The following is a 6,182-nucleotide window of genomic DNA, read 5'->3' on the forward strand; positions in this document are numbered from 1 at the left end:
GTCGAAGAAGTCCTCCCTTCTCGTCTTCACACCGGGCGAGAAGTACAACTTACACCCCATGATATTTACTTACACCCCCTGATATTTAACCCCAGCGCGGTCGCCCGAGCGAGGCCTCAGCCCGTCTTCATCATGGATCGACTCAGCAGGCATTTTCATCCCCTTTTCGAATTTTCAAGTGGAGATGAGCTCCAGCGCCCAGTCAAACTCACTTCAAAAATGCTAGAGCTTGAGGGTCGAGACCCCTGAGCCCGAAAGATCTCAGGGTGCTCCATCCGAATTTAGGGGGATCTTCGAGAGGGGGAGGTGAGATGGTGGGCCAGCTATAGGATGGCGATGCCCTGACCTATTCCCTGGAGATGAGCCGTGATGGGGGCTGAATCTGATAGACGCGGGCTTAAAAGCCGATGCGTATCAGCTGAATGCCACAGGGCTGGAGGAGGATTACCTGATAAAGGTGAGAGCCACCGACGGTGTTAACACGGCAGAGGATTTCTCAGATTAGCGGTTCACGATCCGATGGGCCGGGACCTCAGGTCACCTTTTTAAGTGTTTTGATCCGCTCAACCACATGAGAAGGGGTCTCTCGATCTTCCTAGCGGTATCCTTCGGCCTATCCGCCCTTTTGGACATCGCCCTATACTCCCGATATCCCACGATGGGCCAGTTGGAGGCTCAGCTGTACACCATGCTCTGGGGGCTCGCGAGGATGTACACGCCGACCCTTGGCGCCGTGATCTCCCTGCTCCTCACGGGAGAGAGCGTTTGGCCCTCAATAATGGGCTATCTTAACCTGGGGAGGAGATCCCTAAAGTACTTCCTCCTCTCACCCCTTCTGATCTACCTGGCCCTCGGGCTCTTCTTCCTCCTGGCCCTCCCGCTGAACCTAGCAGATTTAGATGGCCTACTGGACCTCATGGTGGCTAGCAGCGGTGGCCTGATCAACAGGGAGTCTGCTAGAACCCTCCTGCTGATAAGCATGGCATCCTCGTATCCAATCGCCCTCACCCTGAACTCCCTCTTCGCCCTGGGTGAGGAGATAGGGTGGAGGGGCTACCTCTTCAGCCTCCTGGGATGGGAGTTCAACGCGAGGAACGTCCTGCTCGTGGGCCTGATCTGGGGCCTCTGGCACTCCACGGCCATAGCCCTGCTGGGTCACAACTACCCCGTGCTCAGGGCCCGCGGAATACCGCTATTCGTCCTCTTCTGCACGGTCCTCTCGGCGACCATGCTGAAGCTGACGAGGGAGACCGGGAGCGTGCTGCCGGCAACATCGATCCACGGATGCTTGAACGCCATCTGGGGGATCACCGTTTATTCTGGCAAGCTTAAGGGTGCTGAGAATGAGATCTATGGTGGGATGGGTCTCCTGGGGATACTCTCGCTGGCGGCGATCTTCATCCCACTGCTTAAGATCGGGAGAGGCTCCGATGGGCTGCCCAGCCATCCTAGAGGTCATGAAACGGCTGATCTTGGCGAGATGCCAGCCTCAGGGGAGAATGAGGTCAGAGGCTCGATTTAACTAGACTCTAGGTTCACCATGCGTGATCTCTTTCCTCTTTCTCCTCAGGCTCCTCCATCTCCCTGAGCTCCCCCCTGATGAGCCTCCTCACCGCCTCCTCCGCGAGCCTGTCATCGCTCCTGAATATCCTGATCCCTAGCTCCCTCAAGTTGTGGAAGGCCCCGGGGCCAATTGACTTCACGATGACAGCTTCGGGCCTCAGACTCCTTATGAGTGCGATGACGGCCCTCCCCCTACCCCGCTCCTGCTGGGGAGGGACCGGATTCCTGTGAACCTCCACATTGAAGCTCTCGCCCTCCACCTCGAATAGAGCGAAGGCCAAAGCCCTGCCGAAGTGGGGAGAGAGTAGGAGCTCCTCCCTGACGGGTATGACGGGCACGACCACCCTCATATGGGATCGACCCGGCCAAGTATATAAAAAGTTAAGTTAACCTAACTTGGTTCGGGGTTCGGCTTACATAGGCACTTGTAAACCTATGTAAGCCTTGGTGCACATCAACCTCAGCCCCCTCCGGGTTCATCGGGGGCATATCATCGGTCTCGCACCCCTTCGGGGCAACCCCGCTCCTTCTCAGGATTGGAAGGATCTCCTCCCAAACCCTCATCGAAGGAGGAAATCCCCACATCCTTAGGTAAAGATCTATCGAGGCATTTAACTGTCTGTCCAGGACTAGACCACATTCGCACTCGACCTGCCCCTTTCGGAGCTTCACCCTCCCTCCACACCTGGGGCAGGTCCTCGTTGAAAGTTTTGGGTTAAGCAACCTGACGTTTTTCCATCTTCACCTGCCAATTTCTATAATCGCTCACCAAGTATTCAACTGTTTCGGAAGGCGGCATCGCTCCGCGGCCCCGCATCCCCCGATCCAGCCCGGCGCTCCGGCTTGGAATTTCATCAATTATTTTAAGTGATGGATCGACGGCCTCCGGGGTGAGCATGCTCCCTTCGGAGGAGATCCTGAGATCGATCTCCCTGCATGGGAGGGTGGCCATAGTAACTGGCGCTTCCTCGGGCATAGGGAGGGCGATAGCCATCAAGCTGCACCGGGCGGGGGCCAGGGTGGCGCTGCTTGACATCAGGGAGGATGGCAGGGAGCTGGAGAGGGAACTCGGGGGGAACGTCAGATTCTACAAGTGCGATGTTTCCTCCAGCGGGGAGGTTGAGGAGACAGTGAGGAGGGTCTATGAGGATTTCGGAAGGATAGACATAGTGGTCAACGCGGCCGGCGTCATAATCAGGAAGTCGGTCGTGGAGACCGGGGAGGAGGAGTGGGATTGGGTTATGAACGTTAACCTTAAGGGCCCCTACCTCGTATCGAAGTATGCGATCCCCTACATGGTGAGGGGAGGCGGTGGTAGCATAGTGAACGTGGCCTCCGGATGGGGGCTGAAGGGAGGGCCCAGGGCCGCAGCCTACTGCGCCTCCAAGGCGGGGCTCGTGAACCTCACGAGGGCCATGGCGATAGACCACGGGGCCGAGGGGGTGAGGGTGAACTGCGTCGCGCCGGGCGATGTGGACACGCCGATGCTGAGGGAGGAGGCGAGGCAGCTGGGCATGGAACTGGAGGAGTTCCTGAGGGAGGCTGCTAGGAGGCCGATACCGAGGATAGGGAGGCCCGAGGATGTGGCAAACGCGGTGCTCTTCTTGGTGAGCGACATGGCCAGCTGGGTGACCGGTTCCGTCCTGGTCGTGGACGGAGGGGGACTGGCTTAGGGTGATGGCATGGTGCACCCATACATCCCGAACTCCGTCGAGAGGGTCAAGAGGGAGATGCTGTCTTACATAGGAGTTGACAGCATCGATGACCTCTACGCCGGCATACCCGAGGAGATCAGGTTCAAGGGGAGGATGAACCTCCCGGAGCCCATGAGATCTGAGTACGAGCTGGTGAGGCACGTCAAGGGGATCCTGAGGAGGAACATCAGCTGTGAGGATTTCCTCTGCTTCATGGGAGGGGGGACCTGGCCCCACTACGTCCCCGCGATATGCGATGAGATAGCAAGGAGGGCGGAGTTCCTCACAGCATACGCGGGCGATCCTTACGAGGATCACGGCAGATGGCAGGCTCTCTTCGAGTTCCAGAGCCTCATGTCCGAGCTAGTAGACATGGACGTGGTCACGGTCCCGATATACTCCTGGGGGCACGCGGCTGGCACTGCGATGAGGATGGCCCACAGGATCAACGGGAGGAGGGAGGTCCTGATACCCAGGACGATATCACCCGAGAGGTTCCTGGTCGTCCAGAACTACACTGACCCAGCGCTAAGGCTGATCAAGGTGAATTACGATCCTGAGACCGGTATGATGGACCTGGATGATCTTGAGAGGAAGCTCTCCAAGGATGTCGCAGCGATCTACTTCGAGAACCCGTCCTACCTGGGCTTCATAGAGACTAGGGGGAAGGAGATATGCGAGAGGGCCCACGAGGAGGGAGCTCTATGCATAGTTGGCGTGGACCCGAGCTCCCTAGGCATCCTCGAGCCCCCTAGCCACTACGGTGCTGACATAACGGTGGGCGACCTGCAGCCCCTGGGGATACACATGAACTTCGGAGGGGGCCTGGGCGGATTCCTGGCCACCAGGGATGAGGAGGTCTTCATCAGGGAGATACCATACAGGATATTCGGCCTGGCAAGGACCGTCCAGGCCGGGGAGTACGGATTCGGGGATGTCCTTTTCGAGAGGACATCCTTCGAGAAGAGGGAGAAGGCCAAGGAGTTCGTGGGGACAGCTGCGGCATCCCATGGAATAATAGCGGCAGTTTACCTCTCCCTAATGGGTCCGAGGGGAATGTACGAGTTGGGGAGGGCGATACTGCAGAGGTCCCAGTACGCCATGAGGAGGCTCTCGAGCCTGCCGGGTGTCAGAGCACCGAAGTTCAGGGCGCCCCACTTCAAGGAGTTCGTCGTGGAGTTCGACACCGGGAAGAGCGTTGGGGAGATAAACAGGGAGCTGCTCAGGGAGGGGATATTCGGCGGGATAGATCTGAGGAAGCACTTCCCCGAGCTGGGGAACTCCGCTCTCTACTGCTTCACGGAGGTTCACATGAAGGAGGACATAGACAGGCTCGTTGAGGCCCTGGAAAGGATTCTGAGGGGGTGATCTCATGGGGATAGTCAAGCTGAGGAGGGGATTCCACGAGGCGAGATGGGAGGAGCCCCTGATATTCGAGCTCAGCAGCGAGGGGGAGAGGGGGATACTGGTCCCCCTGGATGAGAGGATCGAGAGGGAGGTGGGTGATGTCATCTCAGCTATTCCGGAGCACATGAGGAGGAAGGATATGCCAAAGCTCCCTGAGATGGCCCAGATGAGGGTCCTGAGGCACTTCCTCAGGCTCTCCCAGGAGACTCTGGGGGCCGATCTGAACGTGGACATAGGGCAGGGGACCTGCACCATGAAGTACAGCCCGAAGGTGAACGAGACCTTCGCCTTCTCACCTAAGGTGACGGAGCTACATCCCTACCAGGATGAGGAGACGGTCCAGGGGGCGCTCGAGATAATGTACAAGCTGGATCTCTTCCTGAGGGAGATCTCAGGACTCGACAGGTTCGTCTTCCAGCCAGGGGGAGGCTCCCAGGCCATATTCGCCATGGCCTCGATCATGAGGGCCTACTTCAGGAAGAGGGGTGAGGACAGGGATGAGATCATAACGACAATATTCTCGCATCCCTCCGATGCCGCGGCCCCGGCCGTGAAGGGATTCAAGGTCATAACGATATACCCCGACCCGGAGACGGGGATACCCGACATAGAGGCCCTGAAGGCTGCTGTCTCTAGGAGGACCGCCGGGATGATAGTGGCGAACCCTGAGGACACGGGGATCTTCAATCCGAGGATAAAGGAGTTCTGCGAGATAGTGCATGAAGCTGGTGGGCTCTGCGGCTACGATCAGGCCAACGCGAACGGTATAATAGGAATAGTGAGGGCCAGGGAGTGCGGCTTCGACATGGGGTTCTTCAACCTGCACAAGACCTTCTCCTCACCTCACGGGTGCGGTGGACCAGCCGTTGGAGCTCTTGGGGTGAGAAAGGAACTTGAGAGCTTCTTACCAGTCCCAATAGTGGATTACGATGCCGAGAGGGGCATGTACTATCTCAACTACGATCTGCCCGATACAATAGGGAAGGTCAGGGAGTTCTACGGTGTCTTCCCGGTGGTGGTGAGGGCATACGCTTGGATAATGGCTCTGGGAGAGGAGGGACTGAAGGAGGTGGCCAGGGTGGCCGTCCTCAACAACAACTACGTGATGCACAGGATACTGAGGGAGGTCAGGGGGGCGGACATCTCTTACCCTGCGAACATGCACAGGGTGGAGCAGGTGAGGTACACATGGAAGAGGCTCAAGGAGGAGACGGGAGTGGGAACGGAGGATGTGATAAGGAGGATGGCCGACTTCGGCTTCCACCTCTGGACGAGCCACCATCCCTGGATAATACCTGAGCCCTTCACGATAGAGCCGACGGAGTCCTACTCAAAGGAGGAGCTGGACGAGTACATAGAGGCCCTGAAGGAGGTGGTGAGGGAGGCCTACGAGAGTCCGGAGGTTGTGAAAAACGCCCCTCACAGGAGCGTGATACACAAGATCGAGGACAGCAGCTGGTTCGAGGATCCATCGAAGTGGTCGATAACTTGGAGGCTCTTCCTGAGGAAGCACGGTGG

The 6,182-nt window shown here is 58.0% G+C and carries 5 protein-coding genes and 1 pseudogene; 4 read left to right on the top strand and 2 right to left on the bottom strand.

Features of this window, described 5'->3' with window-relative positions:
• The first annotated feature begins 571 nt into the window (after positions 1–571).
• Positions 572–1,522, top strand: coding sequence for a CPBP family intramembrane metalloprotease (locus BA066_06225; protein ID RDD53092.1), 951 nt, complete (start codon positions 572–574; stop codon positions 1,520–1,522).
• Between the two features lie 13 nt (positions 1,523–1,535).
• On the opposite strand, the gene BA066_06230 is transcribed toward BA066_06225, so the two are convergent.
• The gene (locus BA066_06230) at positions 1,536–1,913 is read right to left on the bottom strand and encodes a dinitrogenase iron-molybdenum cofactor biosynthesis protein (protein ID RDD53093.1); all 378 of its coding nucleotides are present in this window, start codon (positions 1,911–1,913) and stop codon (positions 1,536–1,538) included.
• Between the two features lie 31 nt (positions 1,914–1,944).
• Positions 1,945–2,292, bottom strand: a pseudogene (locus BA066_06235) (transposase).
• A gap of 167 nt (positions 2,293–2,459) precedes the next feature.
• Here BA066_06235 and BA066_06240 point away from each other — a divergent pair.
• From BA066_06240 to BA066_06250, 3 genes are all read left to right on the top strand, one after another.
• Entirely contained in the window at positions 2,460–3,236 is a 777-nt protein-coding gene (locus BA066_06240) for an SDR family NAD(P)-dependent oxidoreductase (GenBank protein RDD53094.1), read from the top strand.
• 9 nt (positions 3,237–3,245) lie between these two features.
• Positions 3,246–4,625, top strand: coding sequence for an aminomethyl-transferring glycine dehydrogenase subunit GcvPA (locus BA066_06245; protein RDD53095.1), 1,380 nt, complete (start codon positions 3,246–3,248; stop codon positions 4,623–4,625).
• Between the two features lie 4 nt (positions 4,626–4,629).
• A partial coding sequence (locus BA066_06250) for a glycine dehydrogenase subunit 2 (protein ID RDD53096.1) occupies positions 4,630–6,182 on the top strand: 1,553 nt, incomplete at its 3' end.

The sequence above is a fragment of the Candidatus Korarchaeota archaeon NZ13-K genome (assembly GCA_003344655.1).
Classification (GTDB): domain Archaea; phylum Korarchaeota; class Korarchaeia; order Korarchaeales; family Korarchaeaceae; genus Korarchaeum.

Coding starts and splice junctions, on each gene's coding strand:
- BA066_06240 (RDD53094.1), top strand. CDS start 2,460: ATGCTCCCTTCGGAGGAGATCCTGAGATCGATCTCCCTGCATGGGAGG.
- BA066_06230 (RDD53093.1), bottom strand. CDS start 1,913: ATGAGGGTGGTCGTGCCCGTCATACCCGTCAGGGAGGAGCTCCTACTC.
- BA066_06245 (RDD53095.1), top strand. CDS start 3,246: ATGGTGCACCCATACATCCCGAACTCCGTCGAGAGGGTCAAGAGGGAG.
- BA066_06225 (RDD53092.1), top strand. CDS start 572: ATGAGAAGGGGTCTCTCGATCTTCCTAGCGGTATCCTTCGGCCTATCC.